This window comes from Natrialba aegyptia DSM 13077 (assembly GCF_000337535.1).
Classification (GTDB): Archaea; Halobacteriota; Halobacteria; order Halobacteriales; family Natrialbaceae; genus Natrialba; species Natrialba aegyptia.
This window is the reverse complement of record NZ_AOIP01000020.1, coordinates 23518-44277: the sequence shown is the minus strand read 5'-3', so window position 1 is coordinate 44277 and position 20760 is coordinate 23518. Positions and strand designations below refer to the sequence as shown.

Annotated in this window: 17 protein-coding genes; 9 read left to right on the top strand and 8 right to left on the bottom strand. The window is 61.9% G+C overall.

Annotation, left to right across the window (positions count from 1 at the left end):
* The first annotated feature begins 10 nt into the window (after positions 1–10).
* From C480_RS09620 to leuS (C480_RS09605), 4 genes are all read left to right on the top strand, one after another.
* Positions 11–466 (top strand): peroxiredoxin, encoded by a 456-nt coding sequence (locus tag C480_RS09620; RefSeq protein WP_006665421.1) that lies wholly within the window; start codon positions 11–13, stop codon positions 464–466.
* Positions 467–555: 89 nt separating this feature from the next.
* Entirely contained in the window at positions 556–987 is a 432-nt protein-coding gene (locus C480_RS09615; RefSeq protein WP_006665420.1) for an Hsp20/alpha crystallin family protein, read from the top strand.
* Between the two features lie 95 nt (positions 988–1082).
* Positions 1083–4097: a leucine--tRNA ligase gene (leuS, locus tag C480_RS09610; protein WP_006665419.1), complete on the top strand. Its 3015-nt coding sequence runs from the start codon at positions 1083–1085 to the stop codon at positions 4095–4097.
* A gap of 144 nt (positions 4098–4241) precedes the next feature.
* On the top strand, positions 4242–6890 hold the full coding sequence (gene leuS / locus C480_RS09605; protein ID WP_006665418.1) for a leucine--tRNA ligase: 2649 nt from the start codon (positions 4242–4244) through the stop codon (positions 6888–6890).
* Positions 6891–7002: 112 nt separating this feature from the next.
* Here the strand turns inward: leuS (C480_RS09605) and C480_RS09600 are convergent, their stop codons facing one another.
* Positions 7003–7332 carry a YbjQ family protein gene (locus tag C480_RS09600; protein ID WP_006665417.1) on the bottom strand — a complete coding sequence of 110 codons (330 nt, stop codon included), beginning with the start codon at positions 7330–7332 and terminating at the stop codon, positions 7003–7005.
* 204 nt (positions 7333–7536) lie between these two features.
* Here C480_RS09600 and C480_RS09595 point away from each other — a divergent pair, with 204 nt between their 5' ends.
* Positions 7537–9402, top strand: a complete 1866-nt coding sequence (locus C480_RS09595) for a sensor histidine kinase (RefSeq protein ID WP_006665416.1) — start codon at positions 7537–7539, stop codon at positions 9400–9402.
* A 99-nt stretch (positions 9403–9501) separates the two neighbouring features.
* On the opposite strand, the gene C480_RS09590 is transcribed toward C480_RS09595, so the two are convergent.
* Entirely contained in the window at positions 9502–11793 is a 2292-nt protein-coding gene (locus tag C480_RS09590; RefSeq protein ID WP_006665415.1) for a (Fe-S)-binding protein, read from the bottom strand.
* Positions 11794–11973: 180 nt separating this feature from the next.
* Between C480_RS09590 and C480_RS09585 the strand changes: the two genes are divergently transcribed.
* From C480_RS09585 to C480_RS22160, 3 genes are all read left to right on the top strand, one after another.
* Positions 11974–12564, top strand: coding sequence for a hypothetical protein (locus C480_RS09585; protein WP_006665414.1), 591 nt, complete (start codon positions 11974–11976; stop codon positions 12562–12564).
* Between the two features lie 97 nt (positions 12565–12661).
* Positions 12662–13345, top strand: a complete 684-nt coding sequence (locus C480_RS09580) for a CRISPR-associated protein Cas4 (protein ID WP_006665413.1) — start codon at positions 12662–12664, stop codon at positions 13343–13345.
* Positions 13346–13648: 303 nt separating this feature from the next.
* A complete protein-coding gene (locus C480_RS22160; RefSeq protein ID WP_083873362.1) occupies positions 13649–14287 on the top strand; it encodes a hypothetical protein in 639 nt (212 codons plus the stop codon).
* A 191-nt stretch (positions 14288–14478) separates the two neighbouring features.
* Here C480_RS22160 and C480_RS09575 read toward each other — a convergent pair whose 3' ends face one another.
* The 4 genes from C480_RS09575 to C480_RS09560 all read right to left on the bottom strand — a co-directional run bounded on the left by C480_RS09575 (position 14479) and on the right by C480_RS09560 (position 16483).
* Complete coding sequence (locus C480_RS09575; protein ID WP_006665412.1) at positions 14479–14898, bottom strand: hypothetical protein; 420 nt, start codon at positions 14896–14898, stop codon at positions 14479–14481.
* A gap of 101 nt (positions 14899–14999) precedes the next feature.
* Positions 15000–15584, bottom strand: a complete 585-nt coding sequence (locus C480_RS09570; protein WP_006665411.1) for an L-threonylcarbamoyladenylate synthase — start codon at positions 15582–15584, stop codon at positions 15000–15002.
* Between the two features lie 81 nt (positions 15585–15665).
* Positions 15666–16178 (bottom strand): redoxin domain-containing protein, encoded by a 513-nt coding sequence (locus C480_RS09565; RefSeq protein ID WP_006665410.1) that lies wholly within the window; start codon positions 16176–16178, stop codon positions 15666–15668.
* Positions 16178–16483, bottom strand: a complete 306-nt coding sequence (locus tag C480_RS09560) for a glutathione S-transferase N-terminal domain-containing protein (protein WP_006665409.1) — start codon at positions 16481–16483, stop codon at positions 16178–16180. The genes C480_RS09565 and C480_RS09560 overlap by 1 nt, the downstream gene beginning before the upstream one ends.
* Positions 16484–16595: 112 nt before the next feature.
* Between C480_RS09560 and C480_RS09555 the strand changes: the two genes are divergently transcribed.
* Entirely contained in the window at positions 16596–18167 is a 1572-nt protein-coding gene (locus C480_RS09555; RefSeq protein WP_006665408.1) for a hemolysin family protein, read from the top strand.
* A gap of 60 nt (positions 18168–18227) precedes the next feature.
* On the opposite strand, the gene C480_RS09550 is transcribed toward C480_RS09555, so the two are convergent.
* Positions 18228–18971, bottom strand: coding sequence for a hypothetical protein (locus C480_RS09550; protein ID WP_006665407.1), 744 nt, complete (start codon positions 18969–18971; stop codon positions 18228–18230).
* A 574-nt stretch (positions 18972–19545) separates the two neighbouring features.
* Positions 19546–20733, bottom strand: coding sequence for an inorganic phosphate transporter (locus C480_RS09545; protein ID WP_006665406.1), 1188 nt, complete (start codon positions 20731–20733; stop codon positions 19546–19548).
* Positions 20734–20760 lie beyond the last annotated feature (27 nt).

The window sequence follows — 20760 nt, the reverse complement described above, 5'->3', positions numbered from 1 at the left end:
ACCGGAAACGATGACACTGACAACAGGCGACGACGCGCCGACCGTGACAGCGCCAAACCAGGACGGCGAAGCGGTTTCCCCCGCGTTCGACGATCCGACCGTCGTGTACTTCTACCCGCACGACGACACGCCCGGCTGTACGACCGAGGCCACGCAGTTCCAGCGCGAACGCGAGACCTATCGGGAGGCTGGCGTCGAGGTCTACGGCGTCTCCACCGACGACGTTGCGTCTCACAGCTCGTTCGCTCAGTCGGAAGCACTCGAGTTCGATCTGCTCGCGGACCCCGACGGCGAGGTCGCCGACGCCTTCGGTGTCGACGTGACCGACGGGACAGCCCCGCGGACGACATTCGTCCTCGCCGACGGCGAAATACGGGCCGTCTACGAGAACGTCGATCCGGACGGGCACGCACGCGAGGTACTGCTCGACGCGCTGGACGACGACCTGGTGACGCTGCCGGAGTAGACGGGTCGCGCCGCTCGAAGAACTCGCACGCCCGTTCTGTTGTTTTATCACGGGCAGAATTTATCCACCTCGAACACCTAGGTGGACGTATGCGACGAAACCCGTTCGACGAAATCGAGGAGATGCTCGACCGCGTAAGCAAGCAGGTCGAGGAAGGGATGGCAAGCGGCGGCCTGCAGGTCCCCGGAACGGTACCGGTCGACGTGACCGATACCGGCGACGAGTTCGTCGTGACGGCCGACCTGCCGGGCTACGAGGTCGAGGATATCGACCTGACGCTCACGGAGGGAACGTTGCGACTCGAAGCGAACCGCACCGAGGAAGCCGAGTTCGCGGACGACGAGGGGGAGGGGCGATACCTCCGACACGAACGAACTCGAAAGACGGCGAACCGCAGCATTCGGCTGCCGGAGCCGGTCGACGAGGACGACGTGTCGGCCGGATACGAGAACGGCGTGTTGACCGTTCGATTGCCGAAGGAGTCGGGAAGTGAGGAGTCGAAGCGGATCGACATCGAGTGAGCGGTTGGTGGACGACGACGCGGGACGCTTTTCTCGGTCAGCGGCACGTGCCAAACGTGATAGTACTTTTACCCGATCCGGCATAATACGCAGTCATGAGTTACGACCCGCGGGAACTCGAGGCCGAGTGGCGCGAGCGCTGGGCCGAGTCGGGACGGTACGAGGCCGATCCCGACCGACGAGGGGCCGACGACGCGACGTTCGTGACTGTTCCCTACCCCTATCCGAGCGGCGGGATGCACATCGGCCACGCACGCACGTACACGGTTCCGGATGTCTACGCACGATACCGCCGCCAGCAGGGCGATAACGTGCTGTTCCCGATCGGCTGGCACGTCACGGGCACGCCGATCGTCGGCGCAGTCGAACGGCTCAAAAGCGGCGAGGAGGAGCAGATACACAGCCTCGAAAACGCCTTCGGCGTCCCCGAGTCCGATCTGACGGAGCTCGAAACGCCGATGGGCTACGCACGATACTTCATCGAGGAGGCTGACTGTAGTTACAAGACAGGGATGCGCCGGCTCGGCCTGTCGATCGACTGGCGTCGCGAGTTCACGACGAACGACGAACGCTATTCGAAGTTCATCACGTGGCAGTACGAGGCCCTCAGAGAGCGCGGGCTGCTCGAGAAGGGGCTGCACCCCGTCAATTACTGTACGAACGAGGAACAGCCGGTCACGACTCACGACCTGCTCGAGGGCGAAGATGCGGAATTTCAGGAGTATACCCTGATCAAATTCGAAGACGAGGACGGGGGCGTCGTCTATCCGATGGCCACGCTCCGCCCGGAGACGGTCCGTGGAGTCACCAACGCGTACGTCGATCCCGACGCGACCTACGCCCGCGTGACGGTTGACGTCGCCGAGCAACGCTCTAACGGTTCGGACAGCTCGGACGGCTCGAACGGCGAGGAAGGCAAGGAAGGCGCGGGTGCGTCTTCCGGCGGCGAGGAGTGGATCGTCTCCGCGGAAGCGACAGAGAAGTTGGACCTGCAAGCTCGCAACGTCGACGTCGAGGAGACCTTCGAGGGAGCCGAACTGGTCGGCGAGTGCGTCGCGAATCCGGTCACCGACGAGGAGATCATCGTCGTTCCGGCTAACTTCGTCGACACCGACAACGCGACCGGCGTCGTGATGTCCGTTCCGGCCCACTCTCCCGACGACTGGATCGCCCTCAAAGAGGCGAAAGCGCGGGCCGACGACCTGACCGAATACGGGCTCGATCCGGACGAGATCCAGGCGATCGAACCGCGGGCGATCCTCACCATCGAGGGGTACGGCGAGTTCCCCGCGAAAGACGCCGTCGAGGACCACGGCGTCGAATCCTCGAGCGATCCCGCGCTCGAGGAGGCCACCCGAGAGCTGTACAACCGCGAGTTCCATCAGGGTGAACTGATCGAGGAGTACGGCGAGTTCGGCGGCGAGGGTATCGAGGATGTTCGAGACGAACTCGAATCGCACTTTCAACGGCAGGGAGTCTTCGACGCGATGTACGACTTCGACGAGGACGTCGTCTGTCGCTGCGGCGGCGACGTCGAAGTCGCCGAACAGGAGACGTGGTTCCTGCGGTACAACGACGAGGAGTGGAGCGAGACGGCCCTGCGAGCGATCGAGAACCTCGATGCGATCCCCGAGACGACCCGCGAGCAGTACACCCACACCGTCGACTGGCTCGAAGAGTGGCCCTGCATCCGCAATTACGGGCTTGGGACGCGGTTACCGTGGGACGACGAGTTCGTCATCGAACCCCTGTCGGACTCGACGATTTACATGGCCTACTACACCATCGCCCACCGGCTCGAGGACGTTCCGCCGGAGGAGATGGACCGGGACTTCTTCGAGACGCTGTTCTACGGCGAGGACGCCGTGTCCGACCCCGACCCCGACCCCGACGAGCGCGCGCTGGACCTGCGCGAGGAGTGGGACTACTGGTACCCCGTCGACTACCGCTGTTCGGCCAACGATCTGATTTCGAACCACCTCACGTTCTTCCTCTACCATCACGCGGAACTCTTCGACGAAGACCGGTGGCCAAAGGGGATTACCAGCATGGGTATGGGCCTGCTCGAGGGCGAGAAGATGAGTTCCTCGAAGGGCCACGTCGTGTTACCCGACGAGGCCATCGAGACGTACGGCGCAGACACCGTCCGATTCTTCCTGCTGAACAGCTCCGAGCCGTGGCAGGACTTCGACTGGCGGGCCAGCGAGGTCGGCTCGACTCGCGACCAGCTAGAACGGTTCTGGAACCGCTCCGTCGACGTGATCGAGGAACCCGAAGGCGAGCGAAACCTCGAGACGATCGACCGCTGGCTGCTCGCCCGACTCCAGCGGACCGTCCGTACCGTCACCGACGCCATGGAGCGCTTCGAGACACGTACCGCCAGCCAGCGTGCCTTCTACCGCTTCGAGGAGCACCTCAAATGGTACCGCCGCCGCGTGAACCTCTATCAACGAGGGGCCGACGCATCCCCCGAGCATCGCGCTCCCGAAGTGAGCGCTCGGCGACCGGGCGTCCGCTGGACGCTGCGGACGGTCCTCGAAACTCGACTGCGGCTGCTGGCACCGTTCGTCCCGTTCATGGCAAACGAACTCCACGAGCGCCTGACCGGCGAGCCCGCGGAGGACGTTCCCTGGCCCGAACCCGTCCCCGAGTTCGAGAATCCAACCGTCATCGAACGGGAGCGGCTGGGCAAAGGCGTCCTCGAAGACGTTCGCGATATCATCGCAGTCACCGACACCGATCCGGAGACGATTCGACTCTACGTCGCGGCCGACTGGAAGCGCAGCGTCCTCGATACCGTCCGTGATGTGGGTCCGGATCAGGGTCGAGTCATGGGCGACGTGATGCAAGACGAGGCGTTGCGTGAGAAAGGCGACGCCGTCAACGCTCTCGTCGGCGATCTCGTCGCGTTCGTCCGCGAGCGCGACGACTCGACGCTCGCGTCCCTGTCCGAGATCGACGAACGGGCGGTTTACGAGGGCGCGTCCGGATTCCTCGGCCGCGAGTTCGACGCCGACGTCGACGTCTACGACGAGGACGGTGACCCGGTCGATCCCGACGGCAAGGCGAGCCAGGCCAAGCCGTTCCGGCCGGCGATTCACCTCGAGTAGGACGGCCGCCGGTCGGCCCGGGCGAACGGAACGCGGTCGGTCTCGGAAGCGGTGACGACTAGATGGTACGACGGCTGTTTCTTCGGAACTCCCGCCGAGCGGTAATGCGAAAATATAGGGCGGCGTCGCCCCCACACCTACCTAATGAGCGACGCGGGATACGACCACGCAGCAGTCGAGCAACGCTGGCAGGCCGCGTGGGACGACGCGGACGCGTATCGGACGCCGGACGACGTCGACGATCCGACGTACGTCCTCGGCATGTATCCGTACCCGTCCGGGAAGCTCCACATGGGCCACGTCCGAAACTACACGATTACGGACGCCTACGCCCGATACCGTCGAATGTGCGGCGACGAAGTACTCCACCCGATGGGCTGGGACGCCTTCGGTCTCCCCGCGGAAAACGCCGCCAAGGAACGCGATACGAACCCTCGCGACTGGACTATCGACTGCATCGACACGATGCGCGACCAGATGCGGGCGATGGGCTTTGGCTACGACTGGGACCGCGAAATCGCCACCTGCACGCCCGAGTACTACCGGTGGAACCAGTGGCTCTTCTCCCGGTTCCACGACGAAGACCTCGTCGAACGCCGCGACGCCGAAGTCAACTGGTGTCCACACTGCGAGACCGTCCTCGCCGACGAACAGGTCGAAGGCGAGGCCGAACTCTGCTGGCGCTGTGACACCCCCGTCGAGCAACGCGAACTCGAGCAGTGGTTCCTGAAAATCACCGAGTACGCCGACGAACTGCTCGAGGATATCGACGACCTCGAGGGCTGGCCGAACTCGGTTCGCCAGATGCAGCGCAACTGGATCGGGCGACAGTACGGTGCCGAGGTGGACTTCGAAATCGAAGACCACGGTCCAGTGACGGCCTTCACGACCCGAATCGACACCATCCACGGGGCGACGTTCTTCGCGCTCGCGCCCGATCACCCGATCACCGAGGAGTTGGCCGCGGAAGACGACACTGTCCGCGAGTTCATCGAGCACGAGGCCGACCCGGAGGGCGACGAACCGAACGGCGTCGCGACCGACTTGACGGCCACGAACCCTGCTACGGGTGAGGAGATTCCGGTCTACGTCGCCGACTTCGTCCTCTCGGACGTCGGGACGGGCGCGCTGATGGCCGTCCCCGGCCACGACGAGCGCGACCACGCCTTCGCGGAGAAGATGGGCGAGGAGATCGTTCCCGTTATCGCACCCGAACCCGCCGAGGGCGAGGAGCCGACGGTCCCCGACGTGAGCGAGGACGCGTTCACCGACGACGGCGTGCTGGTGAACTCGGGCGAGTACTCCGGTCTCGAGAGCGAAGCGGCTCGCGAGCGCCTGACCGAGGACATCGAGAGCGCCGAGGAAGCCACGCAGTACCAGCTGCGCGACTGGGGAATCTCCCGCCAACGCTACTGGGGGACGCCGATTCCGGTCGTCCACTGCGAGGACTGCGGTCCCGTGCTGGTTCCCGACGAGGACCTGCCGGTCGAGCTCCCGGAGTTCATCAACACGACTGGGAACCCGCTGGACGCCGCCGAGGAGTGGAAGAAAACGACCTGTCCCGACTGCGGCGGACCGGCTGAACGCGAGACGGACACGATGGACACCTTCGTCGACTCCTCGTGGTACTTCCTGCGGTACGTCTCTCCAGACCTGGAAGACGCCCCGTTCGATCTCGAACGCGCCAACGACTGGATGCCGGTCGATCAGTACGTCGGCGGCATCGAGCACGCCGTGATGCACCTGCTTTACTCGCGCTTTTTCACGAAGGTGCTTGCAGACCACGAGGGACTGGAACACCGCGAACCGTTCACGAACCTGCTCGCCCAGGGGATGGTCCAATTGGAAGGCGAGAAGATGTCCAAGTCGAAGGGCAACGTCGTCTCGCCCCAGCGGATCGTCGAGGAATACGGCGCGGATACCGCGCGGCTGTTCATGATGCAGGCCGCCCAGCCCGAACGCGACTTCGACTGGAGCGAGGAGGGCGTGCGATCGACGAACGCGTTCCTCGCACGACTAAAGGAACTGGTCGAGGACTTCGTTTCGAACGAGCCCGGCGGCGAGGAAGACGCCATCGCGCGCTACGTCGCAAACGAGATCGACGCGACGATCGCCATCGCCGGCGAGAAGTACGACGACCTGACGTTCAACCGTGCGCTGCGAGAAACGCAGGATCTGACGCGGACGCTGCGGAACTACGCCAGTCACACGGAACCACACGCCGAAACCTACGAGCGCGGCCTTGCCGCCGTCGTGCGACTGCTCGCACCCGTCGCGCCCCACCTGGCCGAGGAACTGTACGCTGAACTCGGGAACGACGAGTTCGTCGTGGACGCGCCGTGGCCGACCGCGAGCGTCGACCGCGAGCACGTCGACAAGCGCCGGCAGTTAGTCGAGAACACGCGCGAGGACGTTCGAGACATTATCGACGTGGCTGGCATCGAGGATCCCGATGCGATCGAGGTCGTTGTCGCACCGACCTGGAAGTACGACGCCCTCGAAATCGCCGTCGAGAGCGACGCCGACAACCTGATCGGCGAACTCATGCAGGAGTCGCACATCCGCGAACAGGGTGACGTGGCGGCCGACTACGGACAGGACCTGCAGGCGGAGCGCGAAGCGCTGTCGATGACGCTCGGTCCCGAGGACGAACACGACGCCCTCGAGTCTGCGGCCTGGCTGATAGAACGCGAGTTCGACGCGCCCGTTTCGGTCGTGCACGCCGACGAGGTCGGCGAAAGCGTCCGCAAGAACGCAGCGCCGGGGCGGCCGGCGATCGAAATCGAGGACTGATACGGTCTGCTGTAACGATTTACCGGCGCAACTGCAGGACAGGCGCAGTTCCGCTGGAAATGACTGACAGCAGTCCGTATGAATACCGCGCGCTGAACTCGATCGGCGGTCGCTATCGACGGCGCGTTTTGACGGCGGTGCCCGACAGATTGACCCACAGCATGCCCTCTGCCATCTCTTCGTAGTCGAAGGAGGCCCCGACGACGGCGTCAGCACCGAGATCGGCTGCTTCTTCGCGGATATCTGCGATCGCTTCTTCGCGGCCCGTTTCGATTTTTCGCTCGTACGACCCGCTCCGGCCGCCGACGACGTCTCGAATGCCGGCGGCGATGTCGCTCACGACGTTCGCGCCGATGACCGCCTCGCCCGTGACGATACCGCAGTACTCGGTTACTTCTCGGCCGTCCAGTTCGTCCGTCGTAGCGATCGTGATGTCGTCCATACCGACTCGGTCTCATCGGATTATTATAAACTTCGTGGGGCGGTCATCGAAATCGGCATCGATACTGTCCAATAGCGTGAAAGGCGACGCAATTGAAACGTCTGCGAGTACGAACTATACGGCGATAGTGTAATTTATTATCGTCACACCAGTAACGCACTCGTGACCCGTTCCGGCGATCGGCCCCCGGCAGACGGCGATTTGATGGTCCCGCGAGAACTGGCATCGCTGTTGGCGCAAGCAGATGTCGCAGTCGTCCAACTGACCCAGAGCGGCGAGATCATCACCGCAACCGACACGCTCGCCGAGAAAACTGGATACGCCACCGAAACGCTTCGCGGGAGCTCACTGCAATCACTTCTACCGACAGTTCCTGAGCGACTGGAAGCCTTTCTAAGCGGTAACTCGGTGGCCACGAATGTGATTACAGTCCCGCTCACGATACCGACCGCGAACGGCGACACGGCCGTTTTTGACGGCTATTTCGACCGGCCCTCTTCCAGCACGAATGACGGTATCATCGGGACGCTTCATCACCGTTCGGAGCCGTCATCGATGGCAGCTTCTCATCCCGAATGGAGCGGGCCCCACGGCACAGAAACAGCACCGGCAAAAGCCTTCGCAGCTCTCGCCGACGCACTGTCCGACGGGATCATCGTCCTCGATACGGACAGTAAGATCCAGTACGCAAACCCCGCCGTCGAGCGAATCCTCGGCTACACGCCACACGAACTCGTCGGGAGCAGCAAACTCAGTATTATCCCGGAGCGGCTCCGCAAGGCACACCTGCAAGCACTCAACCGCTATCTCGAAACCGGAGGCCGACACATCGACTGGGAGTACGTCGAACTCCCCGGCCAGCACAAATCGGGGCACGAAGTCCTGCTCGGTATCTCGTTGAACGACTTTTTCTTCGACGAGGATCGCTATTTCGTCGGGCTGTTCCGAGACATCTCACCGCGGAAGGAGGCCGAGTACGCACTCCGCGATCGCGAACGCCAACTCAACCAGTACAAAGAGTATACGGACGACATTTTGAACGCAATCGACGACGTGTTCTACGTCGTCGACGCGGACGTATCCCTTCAGCGGTGGAACCAGCGTGTCTGTGAGGTCACGGGATACACCGACGAAGAAATAGCGTCGATGCACGCACTGGAGTTCTTCAACGAGGACGACCACGAGTCGATTACGAACACGATCGAAGAGGTGTTCGAAACCGGACACGCCCGCGTTGAAGCGGACTTACTCACGAAAGACGGCACGCACGTTCCATACGAGTTCATCGCCGCTGCACTCGAGGATCCTGCGGGAAATCCGGTGCTTGCGGGAATCGGGCGGGATATTACGACACGAACGGAACAACGCCGGAAACTCGAAGCATCCAACGAGCGGCTCGAACAGTTCGCCTATGCCGCCTCGCACGACCTGCAGGAACCGCTTCGAATGGTAAGCAGCTACCTGCAACTCATCGAACAACGATACAGCGACGAACTCGATACGGACGGTGAGGAGTTCATCGAGTTCGCCGTCGACGGAGCCGAGCGGATGCGCGAGATGATCGACGGGCTGCTCGAGTACTCACGGGTCGAGACGCAAGGCGAGCCGTTCGAACCGGTCGCACTCGATCGTGTTCTCGAGAACGTCGTCGACGATTTGCAGCTGCAAATCGACGAGTCGAACGCGGAAATCGGTGCCGAGGAGTTGCCGCGTGTGAGCGGCGATCGGAGCCAACTCCGACAGGTGTTCCAGAACCTCTTGAGTAATGCGATCGAGTACAGCGGCGACGAGCCGCCTGCCGTCGAAATTTCGGCCGAGCGGGAGGGATCGATGTGGCGGCTCGCAGTCGCCGATAGCGGGGTCGGGATCGATCCGAACGATACCGACCGAATCTTTCAGGTGTTCCAGCGGCTTCACGGCCGGACCCAACACAGCGGCACCGGACTCGGGCTGGCACTGACGCAACGAATCGTCGAACGCCACGGTGGCGAGATCTGGGTCGAATCGGAGCCTGGCGACGGGGCAACGTTCGTGTTCACCCTGCCGGCGAACACTGGAGACGAGCCATAGCGACCGCACAGCGACGATGATTCGGTGACAGTCGAGCCAAGAGCCGTCACTCCGTACGAACCACAGACACGGATTCGCCGAAAAGAACGCAGTATCCGCTCAGTCCGCCGCGATTTCGAGGTTCGCCTCGTCCTCGGCACCGATTGCCTCGACGACGAGTTCAGCCACGTCGACGACTTCGATGTCGTCCTCGTAGCCGCCGGTCTTGCGGCCGTCTTCGTACATCGTCATGCACATCGGGCAGGCGACGACGAACTTCTCGACGCCGGAACCGGAGTCGGTGTCCTCTAACGCTTCGCGGATGCGCTCCTCGCTCGGCTTCGGCTCTTCTTCGAAGTCCATCCAGAGGCCGCCACCGCCGCCGCCACAACAGAACGAGTTCGCGCGGTTGCGCGGCATCTCGTCGAGTTCACAGCCGGTGGCACGGATGAGTTCGCGCGGGGCCTCGTACTCGTCGTTGTACCGGCCGAGGTGACACGGATCGTGGTAGGTGACGGTGTAGTCGAGTTCGGTGCCGTCGAGGTCGAGTCGGCCCTCGGTGACCAGTTCTTCGACGGCTTGGGTCCAGTGGAGCACGTCGATCTCGCCGTCCGCGTTCCACTCGTCGGTGTACTCGAAGGGCATCATCGGGTCGTCGGCGAACTCCTCGAAGTCGACCTCCGGATACTCGTTCTTGAAGGTGTTGTAGGAGTGTGGGTCGGTACAGACGATTTTGTCGAACTCGCAGTCCGCCCAGGTTTCGACGTGGTGGCCGGCGAGTTCGACGTAGAGGAACTCCTCGCCGACGCGGCGGATGTCGTTGCCGTCGTACTTCTCGTCCTCGAAGAGGATGCCGAAGCTCGCGTCGGCTTCCTGCAAGATGGTCGCCAGCGAGCGAGCGACCTGCTTGTTGCGCTCGTCGTAGCTCGGGTAGTCGCCGACGTACCAGAGGTAGTCGACTTCCTCCTCGCGGGCGTCGGTAACGTCGAACTCGAGGTCGTCGGTCCAGTCGGCGCGGTTTCGGGGGCTGTCGCCGAAGGTGTTGCCGTCCTGCATGACGTTCTGGAAGACGTCCTGCATGGACGAGGACACGTCGCCCTGGTCGGTCATCTGGCGATTGAGTCGGGTGAAGGACTGGAGGTGCTCGATTTCAACCGGACAGGCGTCCATGCAAGCCATACAGGCCATACAGGATTCCATGGTCTCCGTATTGATGACGCTCGTCCCGCCGTCGGCGATGATCGGTTTCTCCTCGCCGCCGGCGTCGAGTTCTTCGCGGTATTTCTTCAGGTCGAGAATGACGTTTCGCGGGTCGAGCGGGCGGTCGGAGGCCTTGGCGGGACAGACAGACGAGCAGCGACCGCACTTGGTGCAGGCGTCCTGGTCCAGGATTTCCTTCCAGGTGAAGTCGTCGATGGACTCGGCGTTCGTCGCGTCTAAGTCCGACGGGACGTTCGGCAGGCGCGTACCGGCTTTCTCGTCGCGCGTGATGACGTTCGCGAACGACGAGAGCATGTGGAACGGCTTGGCGTAGGGAATCCACGCGATGAAAAAGAGAGCGAGCAGCGAGTGGCTCCACCAGAACGCCCAGTGGAGCGTCTCGGCGTTCGCGCCGAAGTAGTCGCCGGCGGCGTAGGTCGCCGGTTCGAGCGCAGCGCCGCTGGTCGGCAGGTCGATCGCCTGCAGGACCATCGCGATGCCGTAGCCGACGAAGCTCACGATTTCGTGGTCCGGCATGCCGGTCACGTAGATCCGCGCGCCCTCGAGGAGGAAGCCGCCGAGGCCGAGGCCGAACAGCGTCCAGATGAAAATGTCGTCCTCGTTCGAGGTGTGACGGCCCCAGAGACGGTGGTTCCGGACCCAGTAGCGCCGGTAGAGCGCCATCCCGATGCCGACGACGAACAGCAGTCCCATCGCGTCGACGATGAACTGGTAGGCCAGGTAGAAGTCGCCCTCCCAGAAGACGATTCCGAGGAATATCTCGGTACCGTACTGTTCGACGACGATGATCGACGTCGCGATGAACAGCGTCAGGAATCCCCAGAGAATAAACGAGTGCATCAATCCGCCGTAGAGGTCCCTGTTGAACTGTTTCTCGTTCGAGAGCACGATCTTGGCGCTACTCACGACGCGGTTCGACAGGTCGGAGACGCGATCGAAGGGATCGTCGTCNTTGAACTGTTTCTCGTTCGAGAGCACGATCTTGGCGCTACTCACGACGCGGTTCGACAGGTCGGAGACGCGATCGAAGGGATCGTCGTCACCCCGCGTGTACCGCCGGACGCGCTGATAGACGCCGTAGGCGAAAACGGTGACGGCGATCGCCACGAGGAGATAGAACAGGACGTAGCCAACGTCACTGATCCCCAGGTAGGTCTCCCGTCCTTCGGCCGCCTGTGCTATGGTGTTCATGTTCAACCACGGGGTGGGGCGTGACTTAATTCTTGCCACACCGCACGACAGGCGATCTCTCCGCCGTCTTGCGGAAATAGTAGTCGAGTTTTCAAGTTTATAATCGTTGTCGATGTTAGATTTGCGCCCACTGCCATCTGGCAACAGCCTTAAATAGACTGCCCTCGGGAGTGTCCACCCATGAACGACAAAACCGAAGAACTCCGGGACATCTTCACCGACGTTACCGACGGCGAAGAGACCATCACCGAATCCCAAGAAAACACCCGCGGCTCGCTCGAACGGGACGAACGGTCCGACGACGAGCGCCTCGAGAGCGTCGTCACACAGCTGCGCGAGCGATACGAGTTCGAAACGCCCCTCGAAGACGAGGAGTTGATCGCGGTCGCGAACGGATTCTACGACGGACGGGACGACGCGACCATCGCGGCCGACCTCGGAAGCGACGCCGAAACGGTCTTCGAGGCCCGCATGGCGCTGCATCTCGTCGGCGAGGACGACGCCGACGAAGTCGACCTCGTCGCGATCCGCGACCGCGAGGAAGACGACGAAACGCTCGCCGAGGAGTACGGCGTTACGGCGGCCGACATCCGCCGCTTCCGCCGCGTCGCCGCGGCCAAAGACGAGTCTCGTGCGGCTAACGACCGCTACCGCGACGAGTTCGACAGCATCCTCGCCGACGCCGACCTTTCGGCGCAGATGGCGACCGACGTCCGCGAGGACGGCCTCGAAGACGCGACCGAGGGAATGGAAACGGACGTCGACTTCTAAGCGGGTCCGTCTATCCCGCGGAATCCGCCGGGTGAGGAATCTTCCCCACTGCGATCGGCTGCTACAGTTTTTATAGGAAGCCGCGCCCAAACCGGTCGTGACCCGTCCTCCCGTCACGTTCAGTGACCTCCGAACCGCCGCTTACTGCCCGCGAAAGTGCTACTACGCCCGTACTCGTGAAACCGACCGCGACCCCCCGCCGGCGGTCGAGGCGATTCGCGACCTCGCAACCCGGTACGAGCACCTGCTCGATGCGTCCGTAACCGAACTCGAATCCGAACCGATCGCGCGGCCACCGGCGGCATACCGGCGGACGCTGGCCGAGACGCGCGATGAACTCGCGGCCGACGGCGATTGGCAGCGGCTCTGTGAGCCGCACGAACGGGATGTGATCGTGAGTGGACGGGACTGTCGCGGCCGCGTTCACAAAGTGCTCGTTGACCCGCTGGAGCCGGTGTTGGTCGCAACAGGCTCGCCGCCGGAGCAGGGGGTCTGGGAGTCTCGGTCGGTACACGCCGTCGCGGCGGCGAAGGCGCTCGCCTGGGAGCACCAGACGCCGGTCGAACGGGTGTGGATCGAGTATCCGGCCTACGGCGTGGTTCGGTCGGTGACGATGACGACGCGCCGGAAGGCCCGGTATCGGCGCGCGCTGCGGACGGTTCGAGAGTTAGACGGCCCGCCGGCGCGGACGGACAACCGCTCGAAGTGTGAGTCCTGCGAGTTCACCTCGGAGTGTGGCGTGCGGACGCGGACGCTGCGGTCGTTGCTGGGATTTGGGTAGTACCGAGGGAGGTAGAAGCTGGATCACGACCACCGCATTATTGTATTCGATATAGAGGGTGGAAATAGCTATACAATGAAAGGATTTCTGCAGAATGGTCTCGTGGATTTGAGGTTGTTGAAGTAGATCGAAATGATGGAGAAGTCGTCCTATTTACTGCAGGTGAAGGGGGGACTCTTTCAACTTTGATGTAGATAGTGTGCCAGACGGATAATCGGTGTGAATCCCACAAGACACACACTATATGTTTAAATACCCCATAGCTACGTAATTAATATACGGGACTATGTTTAGAGATAGTGTATGATTAGAAGGAATTTCTTGGTTGTTGTACTGTCATTTTCTATCGGACTAATAACTATATTGAATCCCATATATCTAAATATTAATTCAGGAGAAGAATATGGGATTACGTATCGTGTTGATGAAATAGAAAATGAATCAATAGCTGAATCAGCACTTCTTTCATCAGAAGAAGTTCTAAATTGTCCCGGGGCGAGAGAATGCGTGTTTGAAGAGGAAGTACGTAACGAAGGGGAAATAGAATATAATGGTAGTATCGATAGAGGGCCATTCTACCCTGTAGTTCAAATTGAAGAGAAGGTCTATCGGCCAGAAAGTGAGATTATCAATGATACCACTACGTTCACATTACAGGAAATCTCTAATATGGAAGCAGTTGAATATACTGCAATCTCATTAGAAGATCGGCCTTCAGAAATAAAGGAGGCTGTTGAAACGGGATCAGTTACTGTATATGATGAAGAAATTGAGGAATTCGAGCAAGGTAGAATAATTGAACAAAATGGAGATTATTACTACAGGACTGGATATAGTTCTGAAGGGAGCCCCTGGATTACAAAGAAGGGTGCGTTTATGATTCAAATAGTTCTTTCCATTATTGGCAGTATATTGGTTGCATATTCTGGTTGGCGTCTTTGAGCAACGAACGCTCTGTCGGCTAGTTGTGATTCATCCTATACGAATATGTCGACAAACTGTTTTCATCCGATCCCATGGCGCGTGGATTCAAGTATCCAACCGACGACCACGGACAACCATTGGGAAGATAATAACTGGGTTCACTGAACAGAAATCCACTCCGAGAATAGCTATAGTGACAGAACGGTGGCTTAAAACAGCGTGTCCGCCGTCGCCGCGCCGACGACGCTGAAGATCGCCCCGACGCTCACCGCTTTGAACGTCGTCGCAACCACTTCAGTCGTCGAGTCCGTCGAGTCGAGAAACGTGTCCGGGGCATCGAACAGGAGCGCGAGGATCGCAACGGATCCGAACGCTACACACATCAGGGAGAGAAACCGGACCGGGACACCAACGACGGTCGCCTCGCGGTCCGGATCGCGCTTCGTATCCGCCTGGTAGAGCGCCCCGTACCCGATGCTACAGACGACGATAACGGTCAGCAGTGACTGAATCCAGTTCATGCTCTCGGCGAGATCCCACACTTCCTGAGTAACGACGAACGGCCCAGCAAGCAGAAAGCCGCCGACGATCTGCTGAGCGGAGTCAGCCGGTCGAAATTGATATCTCATAGCCGTCCATCGGACGGCGGTACCAAAAAAGCAGGTTTCGATAGTCTCGCCAACGGCCAGCCGTTCGGACCGGGAAGGCGTAAGTACGGCCGCGGCGATCCTCAGTGCGTCTCGAACCAGGTTTCGATGTCGTCCGCCAGCGTACCGCGCCGGTGGATCGTCTCATTCGTCGGATCAACAACTGAACTCTCGGTACCGGGCGTCTCGCCGCCGTCGAGCGTGGCTGCAGTCGCCTCCCGGAACTCGGGATCGAGTTCATCGAGACGACGAACGCTGCCGCGGCCGCTGACGTTCGCGCTGGTCGCGGTGATCGGCGTCTCGGCGCGCTCGCACAGCGCGAGTGCGGTCGGGTGATCGGGAACGCGAACGCCGACGCGGTCGCGGCCCGCCGTCAGCACCTCGGGGACCGGCTCGCGGGCTCGACAGAGGACCGTCACGGGGCCGGGGAGGAAGGTTGCCATGAATCGGCGCTCGCGCTCGGTCGCGCGGACGTACTGGAGTGCGGCCGGAACCGACGGAACGGCGAGCGAGATCGGTTTCGAGTGGTCCCGCCCCTTCGCGTCGAAGACGCGGTCGACGGCGTCGGAGTTCAGCGCGTCCGCGCCGAGGCCGTAGACGGTTTCGGTGGGGTAGACGACGAGTTCGCCGTCGCGGATGGCGTCCGCGGCGCGATCGATGTCGGACATGTGTCGATATCGGATACTGGCGTCGTCGCGGCAAAAAGGGTACCGCGTTCCGGTGGTGAAGCGGTGTGGGACGGTCTGTATCTACGCGAGGTCGAACCGCGCTTCGAGGTCGTCGTAGTCGGGGAACTCGGGCCAGTCGGAGGCAACCCAGGCGTCGGTGACCGTCAGGTCGGCGTCGACGGCGAAGACGGCGAGACGCGGTTCGTTGAGGCCTTCCATTCCGTCTAAGTCGTGAGCGATGCCGTAGGCCGCCGCCACATCGTTCGCCGGGTCCGCGAAGATGTCAAAGGGCAGGTCGTTGTCGGCGAGAAAGTCCGAAATCGCGTACGGCGTCGAGGCCGTCACGCCGACGACGCGGTCGGCGCGCTCGTCCCAGTTGCGCTCGAAGAGTTCGTTCCAGACGTACGTGGCCGCGAACGAGCCGATCATCGGCGTGAAGACGAGGATCGTCTGTCCATCGTCTCCGACGAGTTCGGAGAGCGCCCGGTCCGCCCAGAACTCGTCGGAGACGAGCGGCCGGGTGAACTCGGGCGCGTCATCGCCCGGTTCGGGATGGTTGGCGGGACCGAGATCGACGACATCGAACTCGGGCATCAGTCAGCACCTCCGGCGGTTGCGGCCGATTCGCCGGTGTCCGCCCCGTCGCCGTAGGTCGACTCCAGGTAGGCGACGATGTTCGCGCTCTCGGCCATCGTCACGCCGGTCGTCTCGTCGACGACGACCGGGACCGACCGAACGCCGGCGACGCGCTTGACGACATCGCGCTTCGAGTGCAGTGGTTCGACGAACCGGGAGTGGTAGTCGAGATCGAACTCGTCGAGGAGTCGAGCAACGCGTTCACAGTACGGACACCCGTGCAGGCGGTAGAACGTAATCGGCGAATCGGTCGCGTGACTCATGGCGATTGGTTCGTGGAACAAGCGGGTAAACGTGTCGTCAGCGGACAAACGGGGTGGGAAACGTGGTCAAATGGTAAACGGTTAACCGATCCGGTGATAACGCTGTACACCAATGGCGTTGGTTTCGCTTTCCGAGGTGGGTGTCGCGGTCGGGACCGGCATCGGTACCCCTCTCTACACGGTACCGATGGTGGGGCTCGAGGTCGGGCAGTCGACGATCGCCGTCCTCGGCGTGCTCACAATAGTCGTTCTGATCGCCTTCTCGGGGTTTTTCTCGTCCTCTGAGATCGCGATGTTCAACCTGCCCAGACACCGGCTCGAGGGAATGGTCGAGGACAATGTCGAGGGCGCGAGACTCGTCGAGCAGCTGAAATCCGATCCGCACCGGCTGCTCGTGACGATTCTGGTCGGCAACAACCTCGTCAATATTGCGATGTCCTCGATCACGACCGCACTGCTCGGGATCTACTTCGAATCCGGGTTGACACCGGTCGTGCTGTCGACCTTCGGCGTGACCGCGATCGTCCTCCTGTTCGGCGAGAGCGTGCCAAAGTCCTACGCGGTCGAGCACACCGAATCGTGGTCGATCCGCATCGCGAAGCCGCTCAAGGCGACGGAGTATTTCCTCTATCCGCTCATCGTCCTTTTCGACTATCTCACGCGACAGATCAACCGACTCACGGGCTCGACAACCGGTGCGATCGAGTCGCCCTACGTCACCCGCGACGAGATCCAGGAAATGATCGAATCCGGCGAGCGCGAGGGCGTCTTGGAGGAAGAAGAACACGAGATGCTCCAGCGGATCTTCCGCTTTAACAACACCATCGTCAAGGAGGTGATGACCCCGCGACTCGACATGACGGCGGTGCCGAAAGACGCCAGCATCGACGAGGCCATCGAAACCTGTATCCAGAGCGGCCACGCCCGCGTCCCCGTCTACGAGGGTAGCCTCGATAACGTCCAAGGCGTCGTCCACATCCGCAACCTCGTCCGAGATCTCAACTACGGCGAAACCGAAACCGAGGAACTCGAACTCGGCGACCTCATCCAGCCGACGCTGCACGTCCCCGAATCCAAAAACGTCGACGAACTCCTGACCGAAATGCGCGAAAACCGGATGCACATGGCCATCGTCATCGACGAGTTCGGGACGACAGAAGGCCTCGTCACGATGGAGGACATGGTCGAGGAGATCATCGGCGAAATCCTCGAGGGCGGCGAGGACATGCCGATCGAAGAACTCGACGACCGGACCGTGATGGTCCGCGGGGAGGTCAACATCGAGGACGTCAACGAATCACTGGACATCGACCTTCCCGAAGGCGAGGAGTTCGAAACGATCGCCGGCTTCATCTTCAATCGTGCCGGCCGACTCGTCGAAGAGGGCGAAGAGATCACCTACGATGGCGTCCGAATCACGGTCGAAACCGTCGAGAACACCCGAATCATGAAGGCGCGACTGCGAAAACTCGAAACGTACGAGGCCGACGTCGACGAGGCTGAACTCGATGCCGAGACGCAGCCCGAAGCCGAGACGGGTGAACGCGACCAGAACGGGTCCGGATCCGCCGGTGACGGCACCGGAGAGAACGAACAGAACGGAACTCAGCGCACAGACACTGACACTGACACTGACACTGGAACTGGCACACCCGCTACTGACGGAAACGAGCGGGCGCGCTAAGAATCGATTGCGGTCTGGGCTGCCACACTAATTGCGGGCGGCTGTACACTATCGACTCCGTTATCGGTTCGATTCGACGACATCCTGAACTGCAACAGCAACCGCCGGCGGCACGACGAGCCGCCGCGGGCCAGCAACGTACGTGCCATCCCGCTCGATGTACGTCAGTGTCAGCACCGCCACACTACCGACCTGACGAATCGAGACGGCCTCGATCACGTCGAGATCGACCGCCTGCTCGGGATCGTACAGATAGATCGCCCCCTCCTCGCGGTCGAAAGCGCCCACGGAGCGAAGAAACGACGCGAGAACGAGCGCGAGAAGCGCAAGCGGGATCGTTATCGCCGCCAGGCCGGTAAACGGACCGGCACCGATACCGCCGAGCAGCCCGTTCTGCGAGACGACGCGTCCGGCGACCATCAGCGAGACGATGATCGCCATCATCGCAATCGTTCCGAGAGCCGCATCCGTCGCCCGCTCGAGGCCACGCCCAGACGGTGACGAGACCGGAAGCCTCGACGTAAGCCGCTGCAGGCGCTGTTCCGTATTTTCGGTCAGCGCAAACGCGAGCACCGTTGCGATGACCCCGGCCCCAGCCGCAAGGACGACTCCACCGAGACCGAGCTGCAGAGCCAGATCGTACACCCGCCAGAAGGCGACGATAGAAATCGCCGCGAAGAACGTCCCGACGCCGAGCGACCACAGCGCCCACACCGTCCGCGAGGTCGATGCGTCACGCCGCCACCGGATCGGCTCCGACTCGTCTCCGGACGGTGCCGCCGCGTTCGCGTTCGCATCCTCCATGGGTGAACTCGTCGTTGATCGTGTAAAGACCGTTCGATATTCCTCACCCGGGCTGGAAAGCCCGATTCAGCACGGCAAAGCGAGTGCAGCGATCGTCGCCGCTGCATGTCACAGTACACCCGATTGCGACAGCTATGCGGCCGGTGTGAATCGTTGCATGGGTACTCTAGAGCGGGTGATGAGTATCCGACAGCGGTCGTTGCTGGTCACACTGCGCGCAGACGACAACAGGTACAGACATACGGCTCAATTGAAGAACCCATCGTATGAGTGACATATTCGAAAATTCGGTGTATCGCTACGGAATGGGCTAAGCAGCGCTTCGATTTGTGCGTTCGTCGCGATTTCGTACCTGGAGGGGATGACCCGGTTGCTCGTGTTGGGGCTCGCTGCGTTTGAACTCGTACTCTTCCCACAGATGCTGAAGTGGATGGTGACGGCAGACGCGTGATCGAGAAGGGGGTAACGACGGACACCTGCCGGGAACACGGCTACTCGCGAATGGCCCCGTTGCTCGTGCTGGTGCATGGGAACTGATGGATCACAACCAACTGGCAAGCGTTCCAGAGAATAGTTACAGAAGCACTGCCGAGAGAGCCGTGTAGCCGACGAAGGAGACGATAATCGAACCGGCGAGCGAGAGCACCCACGCGAGGACGGTATACCCCATCTTCCGGGCGCTGACGCCGCTACCACTTGCAGCGTAGCCGCTGCCGATGATCGCACTGACGATGATCTCGTTGAAGGAGACGGGAATGCCGAACAATACTGCCGTCTGTGCGATCATGAACGACGGAATAAGCGCGGCGATCGACCGCCGTGGACCGAGCGAGGAGTAGTCCTGTGAAATAGCCTTGATCATTCGCGGCGCACCGGTCCACGATCCGATGAGGAGGCCGACGCCGCCGCCCAGAAGCAACGCGAGAAGCGGGAGACCGACATCTTCGGAGAGCGGAATCAGCGGCCCGATTGCCAGCCCGACCTGACTGCCGCCAGCCGAGAATGCGACGAGCGCCCCGAGAACGAGCAGGAAATGTCGTTCACCGCGTTCGACGCTGCTGCGCAGATCGGCGGCGACGATTCCACCCCACAGCAGCGCCACGAGTCCCGTCACGGCGAGCATACCGACGAGTTCAGGACCGGGTGCCCAGTCGCTTGCAGCCCGTGCGATAGACGCGCCGCCGGCGCTGTCGGGGTCGAGAAAGGCGAACTCGATGTTGGCTATGAGGAGGCCAACGAAGGCGGCGAGGCCGACGATCAGGGAGGGTTCTGCGATGGGTTCGCTCCGGAGGAGCCGGGCGATACCGTAGGCGAGACCGCCGCCGACGAACGGCGTGAGGACCCAGAGCGTGGCTATTTCGACGTATTTCGGCCACGCGGGATCGCCGCCCATCGCCAGGCCGACGCCGACGACGGCACCGGTGACGGTGAAGGCGGTGGCGATGGGGTAGCCGGCGAAGACGCCGATGGCGACCAGTCCGGCGGCGATGGTCAGGGCGATCGTCGCGGCGCTCGGCGAGAGGATGACGCCGCCGATGAGTTCCCTGCCGACCGCTTCGGAGACGTTTGCACCCTGGACGACGGCGCCGATGAATCCGAGGAGTCCGACGAAGAAACCGGCTCGCATCACCGAAATCGCGTTGGCACCGACGGCGGGAGCGAACGGCGTCGAGCCGCTCGAGCCGGCACCGATCGCCCAGGCCATAAAGAGGCTGGCGAGGGCGGCTACCAGAAACGTCGCGACCGTCGCGGGTTCGACCATCTACAGGGGATTCTATTCGCGGACCCT

Bases quoted from the DNA above. Each gene is read 5' to 3' on its own strand.
- C480_RS09595 (WP_006665416.1), top strand. From the start codon at position 7,537: ATGGTCCCGCGAGAACTGGCATCGCTGTTGGCGCAAGCAGATGTCGCA.
- C480_RS09560 (WP_006665409.1), bottom strand. From the start codon at position 16,483: ATGAGTCACGCGACCGATTCGCCGATTACGTTCTACCGCCTGCACGGG.
- leuS (WP_006665418.1), top strand. From the start codon at position 4,242: ATGAGCGACGCGGGATACGACCACGCAGCAGTCGAGCAACGCTGGCAG.
- C480_RS09550 (WP_006665407.1), bottom strand. From the start codon at position 18,971: ATGGAGGATGCGAACGCGAACGCGGCGGCACCGTCCGGAGACGAGTCG.
- C480_RS09575 (WP_006665412.1), bottom strand. From the start codon at position 14,898: ATGAGATATCAATTTCGACCGGCTGACTCCGCTCAGCAGATCGTCGGC.
- C480_RS09570 (WP_006665411.1), bottom strand. From the start codon at position 15,584: ATGTCCGACATCGATCGCGCCGCGGACGCCATCCGCGACGGCGAACTC.
- C480_RS09585 (WP_006665414.1), top strand. From the start codon at position 11,974: ATGAACGACAAAACCGAAGAACTCCGGGACATCTTCACCGACGTTACC.
- C480_RS22160 (WP_083873362.1), top strand. From the start codon at position 13,649: ATGATTAGAAGGAATTTCTTGGTTGTTGTACTGTCATTTTCTATCGGA.
- C480_RS09565 (WP_006665410.1), bottom strand. From the start codon at position 16,178: ATGCCCGAGTTCGATGTCGTCGATCTCGGTCCCGCCAACCATCCCGAA.
- C480_RS09615 (WP_006665420.1), top strand. From the start codon at position 556: ATGCGACGAAACCCGTTCGACGAAATCGAGGAGATGCTCGACCGCGTA.
- C480_RS09545 (WP_006665406.1), bottom strand. From the start codon at position 20,733: ATGGTCGAACCCGCGACGGTCGCGACGTTTCTGGTAGCCGCCCTCGCC.
- C480_RS09555 (WP_006665408.1), top strand. From the start codon at position 16,596: ATGGCGTTGGTTTCGCTTTCCGAGGTGGGTGTCGCGGTCGGGACCGGC.
- leuS (WP_006665419.1), top strand. From the start codon at position 1,083: ATGAGTTACGACCCGCGGGAACTCGAGGCCGAGTGGCGCGAGCGCTGG.
- C480_RS09600 (WP_006665417.1), bottom strand. From the start codon at position 7,332: ATGGACGACATCACGATCGCTACGACGGACGAACTGGACGGCCGAGAA.
- C480_RS09620 (WP_006665421.1), top strand. From the start codon at position 11: ATGACACTGACAACAGGCGACGACGCGCCGACCGTGACAGCGCCAAAC.